Origin of the sequence: Solidesulfovibrio sp. DCME (assembly GCF_049995385.1) — a bacterium.
GTDB lineage: Bacteria > Desulfobacterota > Desulfovibrionia > Desulfovibrionales > Desulfovibrionaceae > Solidesulfovibrio.
The window spans coordinates 2,951,371-2,967,192 of the sequence record NZ_CP188261.1; the positions used below are offsets into that span (position 1 = coordinate 2,951,371).

At 61.5% G+C, this 15,822-nt stretch carries 14 protein-coding genes and 1 tRNA gene; 3 read left to right on the forward strand and 12 right to left on the reverse strand.

Annotation, left to right across the window (positions count from 1 at the left end; translation table 11 throughout):
- Positions 1 to 15: 15 nt before the first annotated feature.
- From ACP59X_RS13025 to rimI, 9 genes are all read right to left on the reverse strand, one after another.
- Positions 16 to 993, reverse strand: a complete 978-nt coding sequence (locus tag ACP59X_RS13025; RefSeq protein ID WP_428558954.1) for an AAA family ATPase — start codon at positions 991 to 993, stop codon at positions 16 to 18.
- An 11-nt stretch (positions 994 to 1,004) separates the two neighbouring features.
- The gene (locus ACP59X_RS13030; protein WP_428558956.1) at positions 1,005 to 2,243 is read right to left on the reverse strand and encodes a hypothetical protein; all 1,239 of its coding nucleotides are present in this window, start codon (positions 2,241 to 2,243) and stop codon (positions 1,005 to 1,007) included.
- A gap of 91 nt (positions 2,244 to 2,334) precedes the next feature.
- Complete coding sequence (locus tag ACP59X_RS13035; RefSeq protein WP_428558958.1) at positions 2,335 to 3,042, reverse strand: ERF family protein; 708 nt, start codon at positions 3,040 to 3,042, stop codon at positions 2,335 to 2,337.
- A 144-nt stretch (positions 3,043 to 3,186) separates the two neighbouring features.
- Entirely contained in the window at positions 3,187 to 5,517 is a 2,331-nt protein-coding gene (locus ACP59X_RS13040; protein ID WP_428558961.1) for a DUF6538 domain-containing protein, read from the reverse strand.
- A gap of 164 nt (positions 5,518 to 5,681) precedes the next feature.
- Positions 5,682 to 5,767, reverse strand: a tRNA-Leu gene (locus tag ACP59X_RS13045).
- A gap of 9 nt (positions 5,768 to 5,776) precedes the next feature.
- Entirely contained in the window at positions 5,777 to 6,169 is a 393-nt protein-coding gene (gene secG, locus ACP59X_RS13050) for a preprotein translocase subunit SecG (protein ID WP_428558964.1), read from the reverse strand.
- 42 nt (positions 6,170 to 6,211) lie between these two features.
- Positions 6,212 to 6,970 (reverse strand): triose-phosphate isomerase, encoded by a 759-nt coding sequence (gene tpiA / locus ACP59X_RS13055; protein ID WP_428558966.1) that lies wholly within the window; start codon positions 6,968 to 6,970, stop codon positions 6,212 to 6,214.
- Positions 6,967 to 8,169: a phosphoglycerate kinase gene (locus ACP59X_RS13060; RefSeq protein WP_428558968.1), complete on the reverse strand. Its 1,203-nt coding sequence runs from the start codon at positions 8,167 to 8,169 to the stop codon at positions 6,967 to 6,969. The genes tpiA and ACP59X_RS13060 overlap by 4 nt, the downstream gene beginning before the upstream one ends.
- A gap of 150 nt (positions 8,170 to 8,319) precedes the next feature.
- A complete protein-coding gene (gene rimI / locus ACP59X_RS13065) occupies positions 8,320 to 8,814 on the reverse strand; it encodes a ribosomal protein S18-alanine N-acetyltransferase (protein ID WP_428558970.1) in 495 nt (164 codons plus the stop codon).
- A 53-nt stretch (positions 8,815 to 8,867) separates the two neighbouring features.
- Between rimI and ACP59X_RS13070 the strand changes: the two genes are divergently transcribed.
- Positions 8,868 to 9,398, forward strand: a complete 531-nt coding sequence (locus ACP59X_RS13070) for an NUDIX hydrolase (protein WP_428558972.1) — start codon at positions 8,868 to 8,870, stop codon at positions 9,396 to 9,398.
- An 87-nt stretch (positions 9,399 to 9,485) separates the two neighbouring features.
- Here the strand turns inward: ACP59X_RS13070 and ACP59X_RS13075 are convergent, their stop codons facing one another.
- The 3 genes from ACP59X_RS13075 to ACP59X_RS13085 form a co-directional block, all read right to left on the reverse strand.
- Positions 9,486 to 10,301 carry an inositol monophosphatase family protein gene (locus tag ACP59X_RS13075; RefSeq protein WP_428558974.1) on the reverse strand — a complete coding sequence of 272 codons (816 nt, stop codon included), beginning with the start codon at positions 10,299 to 10,301 and terminating at the stop codon, positions 9,486 to 9,488.
- A 23-nt stretch (positions 10,302 to 10,324) separates the two neighbouring features.
- Entirely contained in the window at positions 10,325 to 11,350 is a 1,026-nt protein-coding gene (gene mreB, locus ACP59X_RS13080) for a rod shape-determining protein (protein WP_428558976.1), read from the reverse strand.
- 88 nt (positions 11,351 to 11,438) lie between these two features.
- On the reverse strand, positions 11,439 to 12,413 hold the full coding sequence (locus ACP59X_RS13085) for a GAF domain-containing protein (RefSeq protein ID WP_428558978.1): 975 nt from the start codon (positions 12,411 to 12,413) through the stop codon (positions 11,439 to 11,441).
- Positions 12,414 to 12,884: 471 nt separating this feature from the next.
- Between ACP59X_RS13085 and ACP59X_RS13090 the strand changes: the two genes are divergently transcribed.
- A complete protein-coding gene (locus ACP59X_RS13090; protein WP_428558980.1) occupies positions 12,885 to 14,642 on the forward strand; it encodes a hypothetical protein in 1,758 nt (585 codons plus the stop codon).
- A 61-nt stretch (positions 14,643 to 14,703) separates the two neighbouring features.
- The gene (gcvT, locus tag ACP59X_RS13095; protein ID WP_428558982.1) at positions 14,704 to 15,792 is read left to right on the forward strand and encodes a glycine cleavage system aminomethyltransferase GcvT; all 1,089 of its coding nucleotides are present in this window, start codon (positions 14,704 to 14,706) and stop codon (positions 15,790 to 15,792) included.
- The last annotated feature ends 30 nt before the right edge of the window (positions 15,793 to 15,822 follow it).

Consider the following 15,822-nt stretch of genomic DNA (forward strand, 5'->3'; position numbering starts at 1 on the left):
CCTCCAAGGGCTTCGTTATGCCGTCAGCGGAAACATCCGCTGGGCCAGTTCGTGGAGCAGGGCCTGGGTTTCCCGGGTGGCCCGGTAGGCCAGGGCGCGGTCCAGGGCATAGGTCACCGGCTGGATGCCCTGACGGGAAAGGGGCTGGAAACGCAGGGTCAGCGCGGCCCAGCGCAGCAACGTGCGGGTGGAAAAGGTCACCTCGATCGTCTTGGCGATTTCGCCCGAGGCTTGCCCGACGAAGAGCTTGCGCACCTCCTGGGCATACTCCACCATGCGGGATCGTACCGACTCGGGCAGTTGCGCCGCCCGGCGCTCCAAAAGCGCAAGCTCGGCCGTGGCCTCGGGATACCCCACTTCGCACAACCAGAAGCGGTCCATGAAAGCCAGATTTTGCTGCAGCGTCCCCTGGTAGAGCCCGGTTTCGTCAAAGGAGCCGTTGGTGTTGGCCGTGGCCGCGAACCGGAACATGGGATGCGGCACCACGAGTTCCCCGCCGTTTTCGGCCAGGCAAAGCGGCTGGCCATCCAAGATGCCGTTGCAGCCGGCGGCCACATCGGGACTGACCAGATCGATTTCGTTGAGCAGAAAAAGGCCGCCGTAGCGCATGGCCAGGGCCAAGGGACCATAGGCGTATTCCATGGAGCCCTCGCGCACGGCCAGGTGGCCGGCCAGATCGGCGAATTCCAATCGGCTGTGGGCCGTCACCTCGAAGACGGGATAGTAGAGCCTCGCGGCCAGTTCCTTGATTAGAGAGGTCTTGCCGGAGCCCGTTGGGCCAAACACGTAGAGCGGATCGCTTCTTTCTAAAAACCAGACAATGATGTCGCGGCTCGATTCGTGGAACACGTAATCCAGGGACGGAATCGGCGTGTAGCGGCACGGCGCGGCAAATCCCCGGACCCCCTTCCCGGACGGCGTGCCGCTGAACACCATCCCGGCATCCAGTTCCGTGGCTTCCAGGGCATCGAGCTCCTGCAGGTCGCTTTCCATGGCATTCTCCATCAAGTTGCGGTTGCAAACGAAGAGGCCACCGTAGGATCGGTGGCCTCTGGTGTGGCGCGCATCGCCCGCACAAGCAGTCGTGTCGTAGGTTGCCCTCGCGTCTGGCACCGGGCGAGAAGCTGCTCCGCCTCGGCAGCGGACCCTGTGAGGGCAACGACTTCCTGACGGAGTTTCTCCGTATCGAGGCTACGCCGCCCGTTTTGCTGCGCCAATTTGCAGCGGTAGCCTCCGGCCCGAATCCAGGCGTGATTTGCCTGGCTCAGAGCGCAGGCGGTCCGGATCACCTCCTCCTTTTCCTGAATCGTTTCCTCGAGCGCCTGCTTTTTCGCCTTCAGGGTAAAAAGCGTTCGCAGATCCCCTTCCCAGTCGGGATGCTCTTCCCCCCGAAACTTCGGGCAGTCCGCATTCCAATCGCAGTAGCCGCAGAGCCCATGGCAGCCGTGGGCCGTGGGCAATGTGTCGAGGTCGCCCCGGCCTTCCCGACAGGCCGTCACGTGCCCCCAAAGCGCGGACGCGGTCTTCAGGCACATCTCCAGCATGGCCGGATGGGCCACATACGGCCCAAACGCTTTGCCATCCGTCATGGACAGGCACAGGACCCAAGCCTGCAGGTCGACCTGCTCGGGGCTGTTGGGCAATTTTACGCCAAGGCAGGCTTGGCAGATTTCGGGAAAGGTCAGGCGAGAGGAGCACACCTGGCCAGTGGCGTCCCGCAGCGAGAAGGCCTTGGTGTTCCAGGCGGCATGAAGAAGGCAAACCTGCCCGTACACCTGCGTTTCGTAAGAAGTGTACAGCGCGTCCGGCAACCGCTGCGCGCTTTTGCACTCCAGGATGCGCACTGTGGGCACCGGCGTCGGACTCACGAGCACGAAGTCCAGGTGGGCGCGAAGGGGCGTGCCCTGGTGCATGATCTCGATCTCCAGTTGCCGCATGAGGAGAAGATCGTGGGCGCGTAAGGCATGGCCGACCAGGTCTTCGAAGCAGTGCCCGCGCTGCAGGGTCAGATGCCGGCGCAGCGTTGCCTGCACCACGTCCGGTGTCGCGCCAAGGTCCCCTCCCCCTGCCGGCGACAGTTTGGACGCCACCGTCGCCCGCATGCATTCCATGGCCCGGCCCACGTCGCTGAGCCCCACGTACCCCGTGCGATCGCCAAGGAATTTTTGCGTGGAAAGGGCAGCATACCGCTTGAGACCTTGCGAGAGAATTCCAAGCAAGACCGAGGCTTGATCTTTTTGCATGGCGAATTTCCTGTGCATAACGATCCCCCAAAACGAAGAGGGCCACCCGTGTGGGCAGCCCTCTTACGTTGATTGATTTGTTTGCGACCGGTCAGGAGGCCTTGGCATACATCCACCACACCTTGCGTTGCGGGTTCCACCGAAAGCCAATTTCAGCGAGCATGTCCTTTTTCGCCGCTGTGTTTCCCGTGGCAATGACGCAGGTCCGCCCATCTTCGGCAGCAACGGTCTGGTAGGAAATGCCATCGATCCTGGGCAGGGACGCTAACGGATTCGAAACGCCAGGCTTCGAGTTTGAGCCGTTTTTAGCGACTTGGCCAGGACGAAGTTCACAAGGAGCGTCTTTGTGCGCCAAATGGGCATTCTGCGGCCTTTTAGAAGGATCGGCCGTTTTCGGAGATATTTTTGCATGTTCTCCATCGTCGTCATCCATGACGATGCCCAGCATGGCGCTGAGTGAATACCGTCTGGCGTACGTCATGGCGCTACCCATGCCCTGAGGGTCAGCCTTGGGTAACGGTACCACGGCCAATGAGGATTGCCATTGGCCGGATTCGGCATGGGTCAATTTTGTGACCAAGCCCAGGTAACCTGGTTCGGCAGGAACCGGGAACTGCGTCATCCAAATGCTGTTGCTGAGTAAGGCTTCGCGGCAGGATTCCATAACACTATTGAGCGTTGCGTAACGATTTTGAACAAAAGGATTGGTGGCATCCTTAATCGCAGGCTGAATTGTTCGCTGTACGTTAATAAGGGCCTTAGCTAACTCTGAAATTTCTGGAGATTGATAGCCTTCCATATTGTACCTACTTATCTAAAAGTTCTCCCTTGTCGCCTCGAATGGCGTTTGAACGGATATCTTCCTTTAAATCAGAACAATAATATATATTTAAAAATCATTGAACAACACCATTAGACACAACAATCTATTCTTTACACATCACTACAGAAGAAACGGTTTCGAGTTGATCAAAGACAGGTCAATCCCGTAGTCAATCTTTGAAATAATTTCTTCATAACACCTCTGAGCATCAAACCTGGATCCATATTGCCTTCCTGCCAGACTCGGTATTTCGTGTCCAAATATCTGTCGAAAAATATCATTATGAAGACCTTTCAATTTAAAAAAGTCACTAAAAGAATGTCGCAACGAATGGAAGGTCTTGTTTCCGGAAATATCTAAAGACTTAACCAACTTTCCGAAGGATTTTCCAGGCTGCTTGCCGAACTTTGGCGATAAATTTGTCTTATTTAATTCGGGGAAAAGCCTTTCAACCCCGCTTCTCTTGAGACCTGCATGATATTCAAGAAGCCCAACCTGAATCAAGTCCGGATGAACAGGAATGGTTCGGGCTGCGTTCTTATTCTTCAGCAGTTTATGCACGTTCCCATCACGAGAAGGTTTGACGTTGACATCTATGACCCATACCCCTCCTGGTTCGGGCTCATATATATCGTCGCAACTCAACTGACACACCTCTTCGAGGCGCATACCCGTATATACAGCTATAAGCGGAGCCCAAAAGAAGGAAGGATGTTTAAAGCTTCCTTTTACATAATTATCACTTGCAAAAATTTTCCGAATATCTTCAAGCGAAAAAGCATCTCGCAGGCCAATCTCCTGCCTATCGTCCTTGAGGGAAAGCCCTTTCGCTGGATTCTGGGACAAATGTCCTTCCCGCACACCCCAATCAAACATGCTTGATGCAGCCTCGACAATCATATTGACAGTCTTGACACTCAAGACATCTTCGGGGTTCGTTTTTAAAATTTCTTCTATGGTCTTACCTCTGTACGCTTTTAATTTTGTCCTATTTGGAGGCAGTCTCCGCAAAACATCACGAAAACGGCGCATATCTTCTCTAGAAACAGTCGAAACTATTTTGTTTTCGAGAATTTCAACCAAATTAGCGAGTCGAACTCTGTGATCACCAACACTATGTCCTTTCCAAGCCCCGTCAGAAATCTTTGTCTGGATGTACTTCTCAATAAAATCAGACATCAATTCCCCTCCAACAGAATAAGACTCAGCCATTTGGACAACTACTTCTTCAGCAACAGGAGGATATTGTTTATAAGGAGCAGCAAAAACAGCCTGCTCCATGATGTAATCACCATTCGATCTTGCCGCTCTAATCTTATTGCTAAGCACTTGACATTTCAAATGCGCTTTCACAATTTGCAAAACATTTTCATTCGAAATCTCATCTGGCTTAAAAACCCCTTCAGATATCAACATCGGAATGCACTCTGTCACAAATTTCACCAATGTATCTGGATCATTAACAAGATGACTAAGGAGTTTGGCATTACTTGCTAAAAGCTGAGCGGCTGTCAACTCAATTCCAGGCCCAATCACTCCTTTCCGAGGATGAATATCCATGTCATCTTTCTCAAGGAGCGCACGAAGATATCCATTGAACCTTTCCTGGATTTCTTTTTGAGAAATTGGTTGCTTATTTGGCTCTTCCAGTAGGTTGGCTAACGACTGAGCCAACTGTGCTCTGATTTTTTTGTAGTCAAACATGCCGCCACCAATTAATTCAATAATTACGTCAAAAATTCTATCAACACTTCTATCGGCAACATCAATGTCAAATTTCTTTGGACTTTTATCATTGCAAACTATTTGTCCAACCTTATAACTGGCGTCCGAAACATTGGTTTTACACAACTCTTCACGGTGCCTAAATAAAGCGGAACTTGAAAACTCATTAACCATACCGATAGCAAGATTGTCAGAAAATTTATCAATTCCAAGGGAGTCACGGCCAGGAACAATTACGCATTCTATTTCCAACGACTCAACACCAGTCTTTGCACTATCGCATAAAAATTCATGAGACAATTGTCGTTGTTCGTCGCACTCAGATATATTGCTAAAACTACTTACGCAAGTAGTCCGCAAATCCGCACTCATGCAACTATCACAGGACAGATGCTCGGCTTCGTAACAATCAAGGCCATTCAAAAGCCATGACTTGGCCAAAACACGAAGGGTCTGCCTGTCATGCCTTTCCAGCTGACTCGAGTTCTTTTGAGCATGAAGATAGACGAGGTGAGCGTTGGCCGCAAGTTTTCCTGCCAATAACTTGGCCTCACGGAGGACGCCGGTCTTGAGGGACGCCTTGAACTCGCGGAGGCCGCCTAAACGCGAACGGCATGGCCCAGGAACGGCCATACGGAAATGCCACGTGCCGTTTCGTAGGACTAAATGGGAAGGGGATTTCGTACCTGGGGAGAGGGAGGGACAAGCCGAAGGTGAAGCCCGCATGGGGGCCTCCTGGCGTTGGCATTTTGTACCAACACTTTGTACCAAAAACCGGATTCACTCATTTCAAGGATTTTTCGCAGGCCGGGATCGAAAAACGGCCCATTTCAACCCCTGAAAAAAGTAAAGGAGTTCAAGCTGTTACAGCCTGAACCCCTTTACAGATGTGGTGCCGAAGGGGGGACTCGAACCCCCACGGGCATGGCCCACCACCCCCTCAAGATGGCGTGTCTACCAGTTCCACCACTTCGGCAAATATCGTCTACTGCTTCGGAGCCTCGCCAGGCACTTTGGGAGCCAGCGGCGGCACGTCCTCGAACGTGACACCCTTCTTGGGCTCCGCATCCTTGCCCGCTTCGGTCACCACGCCGGCCGGCGGCGCGATGGGCGTCCCGCTGGCGTCGATCATCACCGACTTGGCCGAGCGCTTGTGCGACCCCGAGTACACGTTGTAGGCAAGCGACGTGATAAGAAAGATCGCCCCAAAAAGCGCCGTCAACTTCACCAGCAACCCACCGGCACCCGTGCTGCCGAACACCGACTGGCTGCCGCCACCGAAGATGACACCCATCCCTTCCTTGCCCGACTGGAGCAGAACCAGGATGATCACCGCGACGCAGGCGAGTACATGTACCGTAATTATGAGCGTTGTCAACTGATTTTTCCCGTTATTTTCGCGGACATGGCCGCGCGTTCATCAGGCCGTCACAATCGCCGCGAAGCTTCCAGCCTCAAGGCTCGCGCCACCTACCAGCACTCCGTCCACATTGTCAATCCCTAAAATCTCCCCGGCGTTGCCCGGCTTCACGCTCCCGCCATACAGGATGCGGATTTTCGCCCCGATTTGCGGGCCAAAACGCGCCACAAGGCGCGCCCGGACCACGGCGTGGGCCTCGTCCACCTCGGCCGGACCAGCCGTAAGCCCGGTGCCGATGGCCCACACCGGCTCATAGGCAATGGCCACAGCGTCGGGGGAAACATCGGCGGGCACGTCGGCAAGGCCCGCCGTCAACTGGCGGGAGACCACCGCCTCCACCTCCCCGGCCTGGCGCTCCTCGATCTTTTCGCCCACGCACAGGATCATGGAAAGCCCGGCGGCAAGCCCGAACGCCACCTTGCGCCCGACCAATGCGTCGTCCTCGCCGAGGATGTGGCGACGCTCGGAATGCCCGGCCAGGGCATAGCGGCAGCCGGCGTCCAGGAGCATGTCCGGCGCGATCTCGCCGGTAAAGGCGCCCTGCTTGGACGGGTAGAAGTTCTGGGCGCCCAGGGCGAAGCCGGCCGCGCCGTCCAGGGCCTGCCGCGTCGGGCCAAGGGCCGTGAAGGGCGGGATGACAAGCACTTCGCGGTCGGCCGGCAGCTTGCCGTCCAGGGCGGCCCGCAAAGCGGCGGCCGTGTCCCCGGCCTCGCCGGCGAGCTTGTACATCTTCCAGTTGGCGGCCATGAGCTTTTTCATGACTGGCACTCCTTCAGCGCCGCAAAGGCCGGCAGTTCCTTGCCTTCGAGGAATTCCAGGGACGCGCCGCCGCCCGTGGAGATAAAGGCCATCTGGTCGGCCAGGTTCGCCTGGTGCACCACCACGTCGGTGTCGCCGCCGCCGACGATGCTCAGTCCCCGCACCCCGGCCACGATGTGGCCCACGGTGTAGGAGCCCTGGGCGAAGGCCGGGTTTTCGAAGGCGCCCATGGGGCCGTTCCAGACCACGGTCTTGGCCGGTTCGATGACCAGAGCGTAAAGGCCGCAGGTCACCGGGCCGATGTCGAGGATGACCGCGCCGTCGGGCACGGCGCCAAACGGCACTTGGCCGGCCGGCTGCATCTCGGCGATGGGCTTGCCGGCGTCCATGGAGATGACGCAGTCCACGGGCAGGTAGAAGCCCACGCCCCGCTCCTTGGCCTCCTTGAGGATGCCGAGCGCCGCGTCAAAGAGGTCGGGTTCGATCAGGGATTTGCCCACCTTGTAGCCCTGGGCGGCCAGGAAGGTGTTGGCCATGGCCCCGCCGATGACCATGGCGTCGACCTTGGACAGCAGGTTTTTGAGCACCCCGAGCTTGGAGGAGACCTTGGCCCCGCCGGAAACGGCCACGAAGGGGCGCGTGGGCGACTGGACGGCCTCGCCCAGGAACTTCCATTCCTTCATGAGCAAAAAGCCGGCGCAGCACTGCTTGGCCACCTTGGCGAAGGCCACCATGGAGGCGTGGGGCCGGTGGGCCGTGCCAAACGCGTCGTTGACGTAGACCTCGGCCATGGACATGACGTCCTTGGCGAAGTCCAGGTCGCCGGCTGTCTCGCCGGGGTGGAAACGCAGGTTTTCGAGCATGAGGATCTCGCCGGGGGCCAGCGCCGCGGCCATGGCCTTGGTGGCCTCGCCCAGGCAGTCCGGGGCCATCTTGACCTCGCGGCCGATGAGCGCGGACAGGCGCTTGGCCGCCGGGGCCAGGGAATACTTGGGGTCGGGTTCGCCCTTGGCCTTGCCCAGGTGCGAGCACAAAATGAGCGAACAGCCCTGGGACAGGGCGTATTCGATGGTCGGCAGGCTGGCCCGGATGCGCAGGTCGTCGGTGATGACGTCCCCTTTGAGCGGCACGTTGTAATCCACGCGGATCAGCAGTTTCTTGCCCTTGACGTCGATCTGGTCGATGCGGATGAGTGCCATGCAGACTCCTTGACGCTAAAGGTGCGACCGGAAAAATGCGCGCAGCATCTTCCCCCAAAAACGTTCGCATGTTCCAAGTTCCGGACAGGCGGCGGCGCAAGGCCGCGACCTGGCCGAAAGGGCTCCCACCGCCCGGGTCGCCGGCAGGCCTCAACGGCCGTCGCCGGCCGCCCCTTCCCTGGCTGGCAACATCTCCCGGGCCATGACCAGGGCATCCTCCCCGTTGTCGGGATAGTAGCGCCTGCGCCGGCCGACCTCCACGAACCCCTGGCGCGCATACAGCCGCCTGGCCGGGGCATTGCCGGCGCGAACTTCCAAGTACCCCCGGTTCATGCCCATTTTGTCCGTTTGTTGCAAGACGTGGGTCAGCAGCCGCGTGGCCAGGCCAAGCCCGCGCCGGGCCGGGTCCACGGCGATATTGAGCACCTCGAACTCGTCGCAAAGAAAATGGAGCGTGGCATAGGCGCAAAGGCCCTCCCCCCCCGGGTCGGCCAGGCCGAAGGCGGCAAAGGGCGCGCGGCCGAAGGCGGCGGTGAAGGCGGCCGCGTCCCAGGGATCGGGGAAACAGCGCGCCTCAAGGGCGGCCAGGGCGGCGGCGCTGTCCGGGCCAAGCCGGGCAGGCTCGCCGATGGGCGGGATTTTCATGGCACGCGGCCTGTGGCATAGCGGTTTCGGTTCCAACACCGGGAGAAGACAGGATGGCCAAAAAACGCCCCACCGGCCCGTCGCCGGAACTGGTGGATATCGTGGACGCGACCGACCGCCCCCTGCTCGTCATGCCCCTGGCCGAGGCTCATCGCCAGGGGTTGTTCCACCGTTCGGTCATGGTGCTGGTCTTCAACGACCAGGGCAAGCTCTACCTGCAAAAGCGCGGCCCGCAAAAAAGCCTCTACCCCAACCGGTTCGACCTCTCGGCCACGGGCCACGTCCGGGCCGGGGAATCCCGCCAGGAGGCCGCCGCCCGGGAGCTTCAGGAAGAACTCGGGCTAACGGCCCCAAGCCTCGCCTGGCTCGACGCCGTCCCGGCCAGCGAGGAAACGGCCTATGAATTCGTCACCCTCTTCACGGCCGGCCGCCTGGGCCGGCCGCCCCGCCCCAACCCGAACGAGGTGGCCGGCGGCGTCTTCGTGGACGCGGCGGAACTGGCCGCCCTGGTGCGCGACTACCGCGACCTGCTCACCCCGGCCGTGATACGTTTTTCCGAGCGAAAAGTCCTCTTCCCCGTCTAGGGGCGCGCCTGCAACCAGGACGGAGCTTGTTCAGGGAAAAACCAGCTAAAAATACTTGTTTTTTCTTGAAAAATACTCCCGTATTTTTCAAGGGGCGCAGCACGGAGGGCGTGCCTGTCCTGCCCCAAGGAGCGCCAGCATGGCCTCGTGCAGCCGGCCGTTGCTGGCCAGGACCCGGAAATCCCCCAGCCGGTACGGCGCCCGGGGCCGGTATCCCGTGACCGTGCCGCCGGCCTCGGTCACGAGCAGCACGCCGGCGGCCACGTCCCAGGGATTGAGCGCCATTTCGTAGAAGGCGTCCAGCCGACCGGCCGCCACGTAGGCCAGGTCCAGGGCGGCCGAGCCCGGCCGGCGGATGCCTTGGGTGGCGGTCAGCATGGCCCGCAAATCGGCCGCGATCTCGTCGAGGCGGTCGGTGAGGGCGTAGGGAAAGCCCGTGGCCACCAGGGCGTCGACCGGCTCGGCCACGGCCGAAACGGCCATGGGCGCGCCGTTGCAAAAGGCCCCGCCGCCGGCCAGGGCATGGAAGCGCTGCCCCAGGATGGGGGCGCTGACGATGCCGAGCACGGGAGTCTGGCCGTCGTAGAGGGCCACGGACGTGCAGACGAAGGGAAAGCCGTGGGCGAAATTGGTGGTGCCGTCCACGGGGTCGATGACCCAGGTCGGGCCGGTGGGCACCGTGGCCGCGGCGGTCTCCTCGGCCAGGAAGGCCGCGCCGGGTACAAGCGGCGCCAGGCGCTCCTTAAGCAGGGCCTCCACGGCCAGGTCGGTTGCGGTGACGAGGTCGATGCGGCCCTTGTGGCGCACCCCGCGCGGGGCGGCGAAGTCCTCGCGGATGCGCGCGTCGGACGCATCCACGGCCGCAAGCGCGGCCGCAAGCACGGCGGCGGGGTCGATGGGCATGGGCGTGCGTCGCTTTGCTTGTGCTAGTTGATGAAGACGTCGCGGTAGCGCAGGCGGTCTTCCATGGCCCGGCCCGTGCCGCGAACGACGGTGGTCAGGGGCGCGTCGTCGAGCAGCACCGACAGGTTGGTCTCCTGGCTAATGCGGGCGTCGAGGCCTTGGAGCAGCGCCCCGCCGCCGGCCAGCAGCAGGCCGTTTCGAGCGATATCCGTGACGAGTTCGGGCGGGGTCTTCTCCAGGGCCTTCATGACGGCATTGACAATGATGTTGACGGGTTCCTTGATGGCCTCGCGGACGTGGGCGTCGGTGACCGTGACCGTGGTCGGCGTGCCGTCGATGAGCGACTTGCCGGCCACGTCCATGGACAGCGGCTCGGGCAGGGGCATGGCCGAACCGATGCGGATTTTTATCTCCTCGGCCATGTTCTCGCCGATCAGGATCTGGAATTCGTCCTGGACGAAGCGCTGGATGGTCTCGTTGAGCTCGTCGCCGGCCACGCGCACGGACTCGGCGTAGGCGATGGCCGACAGGGAGACCACGGCCACTTCGGTGGTGCCACCGCCGATGTCCACCACCATGTTGCCCGAGGGCTTCTCGATGGGCAGGCCCGCGCCGATGGCCGCGGCCATGGGCTCCTCCACCAGCTTGACGTCGCGGGCGCCGGCCATCTGCGCCGACTCGACCACGGCCCGCTTCTCCACCTGGGTGATGCCCGTGGGCACGCAGATGACGATTTTCGGCTTGGCGAAACGGAACCCGGCCAGGACCTTGCGGATGAAAAAGGCGATCATGGCCCGGGTCACCTCGAAGTCGGCAATCACGCCGTCCTTCATGGGCCGGATGGCCCGGATGCGCTCGGGGGTGCGGCCCAGGAACTCCTTGGCCTCGGAGCCGACGGCGATCAGCTCGCCGGTGCGGGTGTCGATGGCCACGACCGAGGGCTCGTTGAGCACGATGCCGTCGGTGGGGGTATAGAGCAAGGTATTGGCCGTGCCCAGGTCCATGGCCAGATCTTTCCCGAGAAACCGGAAGAATTTGCTGAAAAACATGCCCACGCTCGCATTGCGGTTCGGATGCCCGGGGAAAAACCCCACGTCGCCACAGTGGCGGCATGGTAGATGGCGCGTGGCAAAAAGTCTATGCCGAAGGCAGGGCCAACCGGGTGCGCAGATGCAGGTTTTCCAGGAAAAGCGCAAGGTTCTCGGCCACCATGGCCACGAAGGTCTTGAGCTCCTCGGTCACGGGCAAGGACCTGGGATCGGCCAGGGTGAGCACGCCCCGGGTCTTGCGGGAAAAGCGGATGGGCAGGCACAGGACGCTCTTGCATTCGGCCGCCGCGATATCCAGGCCGAAAAGGGGCAGGCCCGTGGCCCCGGCCTCGTCCTTTTCGCCGGAATAGACCGGGGTCTGGTTCTTGAACACCCAGCCGACCAGCCCCTGGCCCACGGTGAAGCGCATGGCCGCCTCGCGGCCGCCGTGAAACGGGCTCTCGTTGGCCCCTTCCAGGTAGTAGGAGCGGCCCGATTCGTCGCGCACGGCCAGCAGGCAGTAGCGGTAGCCGGTGGTGGCGGCCAGAAGCTCCAGCAATCCCTGGCGGAAGGCTTCCCATTTGGGGTGTTTGCGGTGGAGGCTGGCGATAAGGCCCAGACACTGGTAGAAGCGGTGTTCGTAGAGGCTCGTTTCCACCTCCCGGGACCGGGCCAGGTGGCTGCCGGCCAGGGCGGCGAACTGGGAGAGGATTTTGAGGTCCTTGTCGCCGAAGGTATAGGTCTTGCGGCTGTCCAGGCACAACGCCCCGCCGGTTTCCGGCACGGGATAGCCCATAAAGGCCCGGATGCGCTCCTCCTCGCCGCCGCGGTAGTAGCCCAGCACCCCCCGGCGCCGGTCGAAGTTGCTGATCAGCAGCGGCTTGGACTCGCGGATGATCCAGCCCACGAGCCCCATGCCCGGGCTGATGGCCACGTCGCGGTCCAGGGCGTCGCCGAGGCTGAAGGCGGCGGCGGCCCGGCAGACGCCACCCCCGGCCTGCGGCAAGAACAGCACGGCGGAATAGGCGTCGAAGACGTTGCCGACGATGGCCAGGAGCTGGTCGTAGAAGGGGGTTTCGGGCATGGCGGCGTCAGGAACGGCTGGGGCGGCAAGGCCGGGCCAAGGCTCCCGGCGCGCGGTGCGGCATCATGACGTAGCGCGGGCGGGCCGCGACCGGTGTGGGACGTTTCGGGCGGACTGCGGCCATTTCCCCTCCGTGGCCGGGACCCGGCCCGGCGGTTACGAAGGGGGTATCATACGAAGCCCGGCCCCCCGCGTCAAATGAGGCCGGAGCCGGGACGGGCGCGGTGCTCCTGGGCACAGCCAGCCAGGCGCGGCACCACGCCAGGGAGGACGGAGACGGGCCGCCACGGGCCGGCCCAGGCAAAAGCTCCGGCAGGGTGGGCGGATCGCCCGGGGCGGGCACGAGGCCCCACGGCCGGCCGGGACACCCGGCGGCGAAGCCCTTTATCAATACCGGAGTTTGGGGTATGTAAACGTTTTCCCCGGACCGGGCCGAAGTGGCCGGGGCAACGCCAACAACACGGGATGGCCATGGTTTTCGACTGGACGCAAGCCTTCAGCGAGGTCGCCGAAGCCCCCTTCCTGGCGGAAGAACACCGCCGCAAGGAAGGGGAGATCCTGCGCGTCCGGAGCCTGCCCGACCTCAAGCGCTTCCTGGACTGGGTACACATCAAGGAGTGCCTGCTCAAGCCCTATTTCGAGCACGGCAACTACCCGGTGGTGGATTTCCGCGAACTGTTGCCCTCCTTCGAGGCCGACGCCTTCGAATACAAGGACCTGCCGGGCTTTTCCATGGTGGCCCTGGCCCGGCCGCTCAAGTATTTCCAGGAAATCTTCCAGTACGACATCCTGCACTGCCTGCTCGACTACACCGACGAGACCTACCGGGACCAGTGCCCGCTGGAGACCTCCATCTTCGGCCAGAACACCCGGGCCTTCTGCGCCCGGCTGTCCAAGGCCGCCCAGGACCGCTTCCGCCGGGAATTTTCCGAAACCGACGTGACGAGCCTGGAAAACTACGCCGGCCTGCTGCCGACCATCCTCGACATGGACCGGGCCCACGTCATGTCGCTGGATAGCCAAAACGACTTCTACCTCTCGGGGGTCTATTGCTCCTTCCCGTCCTACCTGGACACGGAGCTCAAGCGTTTCGGGCTCAACATCAAGAAGTTCGTGGTCGGCGACGACCGGCGCTACGAGCGCCACCGCAATTTCGTCTACCAGTTTCTCATGGAGCTCTACGGCTTTCCCATCGTGTCCGAACGGCGCACCTCCTCGGCCCTTTTCGCCAGGCGGTTGTTCCGCATGGGCGAGCGGTTTCTGGTGCGGGTGCTCGGCCAGACCGACCGGACCATCACCACGCTTTCTTCCCATCCCGAGGCCCGGTTCTACCCGCGCGTGGAAAAGATCGCCCTGGTGGCCGTGGACAAGAACCAGACCGAGGCCATCCGGGCCCTGGCCGAAAACGGCTATTTCGTCGACCCGGACCGCCGGGTAGTCATCACCCGGGTGGTCTACCGCCAGCACAAGTACGACCCCAACAACGTCCGCCAGGACCGGGCCCTGTCCGTGGCCAGCCAGGAGGTCATCCACCCGGTCACGGGCAAGACCTACTACCGCCTCAACCTGGTCAAGGACACCTACAGCCTGTTTCTGCGCTTAAACGACATCGTGCGCGGCGAATACAACGGCCGCATCGTCTACAAGCGCAACGAAATCGTGGAAAACACCGACACCCACGAAAAGAAGCTCAAATTCCTCTACGCCTGGCTGGCCAAGCACCAGCGGCGCATCATCGGCTATTCCGACGAGTTCTACTCCAACGTGGTCAAGGTCCTGGACAACTATCTCTTAAGCGCCGACCACTACGACGACTTCAGCGCCATGCGCGAACTCTACCAGGAAGTCTGGAGCAAATACAATTACATCCAGCAGGCCCGCAAGGTGAAGATCCTCGAAGACCTGGTCGACCGAAACTACAAGGGCGAAAATCTGAGCTACCAGCGCATGCTGGCCCTCTTCACCGAAATACTCAACGACCTGAAGTTCGAAATCGTCAACTATTTCGACCAACTCGTCGAGCGCGTCCTGTCCCTTGGAGACATGATCCTCAACGAACGCTATTTGCTGCGCAATTACATCCGGAAAAAGGACACGGAACTGTCGGCCTACGGGCTTTCGGTGAAAAAGACCTACGGCCGCCTGGTGGCCCTGCTCGACGAGTTCCGTTCCATCCGCAAGGCCAAAAAGGACAAGGGCATCGTCGTGCCGCTGGTCGCCCAAAGCTGACGCCCCAGCGGCACCCCCATCGCGCGCAAGCGCGGACCTCGAACCACAAGCGGAGCACCCCGTGGAACAACTGACGCAAACGCCTCTTTCGGATTGGAACAGGAGCCACGGAGCCAAGATGGTCCCCTTCGCCGGCTTCGACATGCCAGTGCAGTACACGTCCATCCTGGCCGAGCACGAGCAGACCCGGGCCAAGGCCGCCGTGTTCGACATCTGCCACATGGGCGAATTCTTCCTCTCGGGCCCGGGAGCCGCGGCGGCCCTGGGCAAGGCCGTCACCCACGACCTGGACACCCTGGCCCCGGGCAAGTGCCGCTATGGCTTTCTGCTCAATCCCGAGGGCGGCGTGGTCGACGACCTCATCGTCTATTGCCTGGCCCCAGACGACTACATGCTCGTGGTCAACGGCGCGCGCATCGAGGTCGATTTCGCCGCCGTGGCCGCCCGGCTGCCGGCCGGCCTGTCCTTTGTCGACGCCTCGGCCGAAACGGCCAAGATCGACCTGCAGGGGCCGCTGTCCTTCGAGGTGCTCAGGGACCGGGTGCCGGGGGATTTCTCGGGGCTTAAATACTTCAACTTCGCCTGGACGGAATTTGCCGGCGAAAAGCTCATGGTCAGCCGCACCGGCTACACCGGCGAGCTCGGCTACGAGCTGTTTTTGCCGGCGGGCAAGGCCGTGGCCCTGTGGGAGGCCCTGGTGGCCGATCCCCGGGTGGCCCCGGCCGGGCTTGGCGCCCGGGACACCTTGCGCCTGGAGATGGGCTATCCCCTGTACGGCCAGGACCTGGACGAGGCCCACACCCCGGCCGAGGCCGGCTATGGCTGGCTGCTCGCCTCCCCGGCCGACTACGTGGGCAAGGGCAAGGCGGCGGGCATCCGCCAGAAGCTGATTTCCCTGGAGATTCCCGGCCGGCGCAGCGCCCGCCACGGCGATGTGGTCTGCGACCGCAACGGCCGCGAGGTGGGTGTGGTGACCAGCGCCTCCTTCGCCCCGAGCCTGGGCCATGCCGTTGCCCTGGCCTATGTCGAGGCGGCGGCCTCCGAGGCCAAGGAGTTCCGCATCCGGGCGGCCCGCACGGAGCTGGCGGCCACCAAGCGTGCCCTGCCCTTCTACAAGGCCGGCACGGCCCGCAAGGCCCTTGGCGCGTGAAGAATATAAAGAGGAAGAAGCCTCCGGCGG

Bases quoted from the DNA above. Each gene is read 5' to 3' on its own strand.
- ACP59X_RS13025 (WP_428558954.1), bottom strand. From the start codon at position 993: ATGGAAAGCGACCTGCAGGAGCTCGATGCCCTGGAAGCCACGGAACTG.
- ACP59X_RS13030 (WP_428558956.1), bottom strand. From the start codon at position 2,243: ATGCAAAAAGATCAAGCCTCGGTCTTGCTTGGAATTCTCTCGCAAGGT.
- ACP59X_RS13035 (WP_428558958.1), bottom strand. From the start codon at position 3,042: ATGGAAGGCTATCAATCTCCAGAAATTTCAGAGTTAGCTAAGGCCCTT.
- ACP59X_RS13040 (WP_428558961.1), bottom strand. From the start codon at position 5,517: ATGCGGGCTTCACCTTCGGCTTGTCCCTCCCTCTCCCCAGGTACGAAA.
- tpiA (WP_428558966.1), bottom strand. From the start codon at position 6,970: ATGAAAAAGCTCATGGCCGCCAACTGGAAGATGTACAAGCTCGCCGGC.
- ACP59X_RS13060 (WP_428558968.1), bottom strand. From the start codon at position 8,169: ATGGCACTCATCCGCATCGACCAGATCGACGTCAAGGGCAAGAAACTG.
- rimI (WP_428558970.1), bottom strand. From the start codon at position 8,814: ATGAAAATCCCGCCCATCGGCGAGCCTGCCCGGCTTGGCCCGGACAGC.
- ACP59X_RS13070 (WP_428558972.1), top strand. From the start codon at position 8,868: ATGGCCAAAAAACGCCCCACCGGCCCGTCGCCGGAACTGGTGGATATC.
- ACP59X_RS13075 (WP_428558974.1), bottom strand. From the start codon at position 10,301: ATGCCCATCGACCCCGCCGCCGTGCTTGCGGCCGCGCTTGCGGCCGTG.
- mreB (WP_428558976.1), bottom strand. From the start codon at position 11,350: ATGTTTTTCAGCAAATTCTTCCGGTTTCTCGGGAAAGATCTGGCCATG.
- ACP59X_RS13085 (WP_428558978.1), bottom strand. From the start codon at position 12,413: ATGCCCGAAACCCCCTTCTACGACCAGCTCCTGGCCATCGTCGGCAAC.
- ACP59X_RS13090 (WP_428558980.1), top strand. From the start codon at position 12,885: ATGGTTTTCGACTGGACGCAAGCCTTCAGCGAGGTCGCCGAAGCCCCC.